This window comes from Collinsella sp. UBA1693, from assembly GCF_002320115.1.
In the GTDB taxonomy this organism is placed as follows: Bacteria; Actinomycetota; Coriobacteriia; order Coriobacteriales; family Coriobacteriaceae; genus Collinsella; species Collinsella tanakaei.
Window position 1 is genome coordinate 152,176 of sequence record NZ_DCJT01000007.1, and the last position, 2,167, is coordinate 154,342.

At 58.4% G+C, this 2,167-nt stretch carries 2 protein-coding genes; one reads left to right on the forward strand and one right to left on the reverse strand.

Annotated features, from left to right (window positions below; all coding sequences use genetic code 11):
- The first annotated feature begins 217 nt into the window (after positions 1-217).
- Positions 218-1,609, forward strand: a complete 1,392-nt coding sequence (locus B3H65_RS04230; protein WP_281694727.1) for a lysylphosphatidylglycerol synthase transmembrane domain-containing protein — start codon at positions 218-220, stop codon at positions 1,607-1,609.
- A 175-nt stretch (positions 1,610-1,784) separates the two neighbouring features.
- Here the strand turns inward: B3H65_RS04230 and B3H65_RS04235 are convergent.
- Positions 1,785-2,167 (reverse strand): ABC transporter permease (locus tag B3H65_RS04235; protein ID WP_286684253.1); only part of this gene is annotated, 383 nt, incomplete at its 5' end.

The window sequence follows — 2,167 nt, forward strand, 5'->3', positions numbered from 1 at the left end:
GTTCGAATCCGGTACGGGCTACCAACAGTTTACAGGCCGGTTACCCGGCCTGTTTTGTTATCTGAACTCGAATGCTCCGCTAGCGTTGGCATGTCGACAATTCCTTGATGGTTGCGGGGATGCTTTGAATTCGTTTTTGCGCTACAACCACACGCCTGTTGCGCATCATCAAACGTACAATAGGTATGTAACTCTCTAGGGACCTTGTAGGAGCACTATGGTTGATTCGACCAATACGGCAGCCCCAAAGCCTCGCGTTGACGCGCAACCCGCAGGCGGCGACGACCATAAGAGCGCGCGCCGCGGAGCCATCTTCATCGGCTTCGCGCTTCTCTGCTTTGTCGTGTATCTGGTTGCAACCGGCCAGGTTGCTCAGTTCATGGATGCTATGAAGAACGTTCAGGCTCCTTGGCTTATCGCTGCCTGCGTCTGCATGCTGCTCTATCTCATCTTCGGTATCGCCGCATATGCGATCGCCGTCTGGCTCGATCCCAATTCTCCCGTGGGTATTCGCGACCTTATCTCGGTCGAGGCCAGCGGTATCTTTTTTGGTAACCTGACGCCCATGATGATGGGTTCCACGCCCGCGCAGATCTACCGCCTCACCAAAGCCGGCCAAAACGTGGGTGAGGCAGGAGCGACGCAGTTCACGCGTTTCATCGTCTACCAATTCGGCTTGGTTGTCTGGGGAGCGATTCTGCTCGCCGCCCGCATGCCGTTCTTCTTGGAGCGCTATTCGGACGTTCAGGCGCTAACCATCCTGTGCTTCTTCAGCTTTGGCGGACATGTCATGATCCTGCTCATGATTTTCGCCATAGCCCTTATGCCCAAGACGGTTATTCGCGTGGCGCACTGGGGCCTTACCATCCTTGCCCGTGTCGGCGTGTCCACGGCCAAGGTGGAGCGTTGGCGCGCCTTTGTTGACGGCGAGGTGTACTCGTTCTCCGAAAAGTTTAAGCTCTCTGCCGGTCACTTCAGCTCGATGGCGCTCACGGTGGTTATCACCATGCTGCAGCTTGCTTTCTTCTACTTGGTCCCATATTTCATCATGCTCGCGTTTGGCAAGCACGATGTCGATTTCCTCTCCGTCATGGCGGCCTCGGCGTTTGTTCAGCTCTTGAGCTCCGCTGTCCCGCTTCCCGGCGGCACGGGCGGCGCCGAAGGTGGCTTTGCGCTGTTCTTGGGACACTTCTATGGCGAGGCGGCCACGGCCGGCTATCTGCTGTGGCGTCTGATCACCTTTATCGCGCCCACCATCCTGGCGGCGCCCCTTTTGGGTCTTAAGAGCGCGCATAATGAGAGCATCCACGCGCGTTGGGATCGGCTGGTCGGTAAGCCCAAGCAGAAGCGTTCGGGAAAAAAGGGTGCCTCTCACGGCGCTACTCCGCATCATCACGCAGACACGGTTTCCGTCGCCCTGCATGAGGTTGAAGGCGCCAGAGCTGCCCAAAACGCCGTGGAATCTCCCGCCGGCACTCCTGAGCCCAGCGCCAGCGCTGTAAAGCCTTCTAGGGCTTCTCACGCACGCGTCCACGTTCGCAGGACGTCTGAGGGCATCACCGTTTCTCCAACGATGATGAAGAAGAAGCGCGCCGCCAGCAAGCGCTAGGATTAGCTGGAACATAGATTGGAATCGCCCCGTCCACCTGAGCGCCCGTTGTTAGGGCTAGGTGGACGGGGCGTTTATTGGTTTCGCTATAAACGTGTTCGGTAAAAAACGGGAGCGCCCTAAACGCGCGTAAGCGCGCAAGGTGCTCCCGCCTCATGGTTGCTCTAGGGCAAGGTTACTGGTAGCGGAGGCATTCCACCGGATCGAGCTTTGCTGCGCGCCGCGCGGGATAGTAGCCAAAGATGAGGCCGATTCCCACCGAGAGACCAACGGCGAGCAAAATGGTCTGAGGGGCGATGAGGGGCGTGATGGCTCCCGAGGTGCCCATACTCGACGTAAGGTCCATCGAGCTTGCCACGGTGGCTAGCGCCCATGCGATCGCGAAGCCCGCGATGGTTCCAATGATGCCTCCGGTCACGCACAGCGCTGCCGATTCGGTAAGGAACTGGGCTGTGATATCTCGTCTGGTGGCACCAAGCGCGCGCCTGATGCCGATCTCGCGGATGCGCTCAGTTACGTTGGTGAGCATCATGTTCATGATGCCTATGCCGCCCACCA

Coding starts and splice junctions, on each gene's coding strand:
- B3H65_RS04230 (WP_281694727.1), top strand. CDS start 218: ATGGTTGATTCGACCAATACGGCAGCCCCAAAGCCTCGCGTTGACGCG.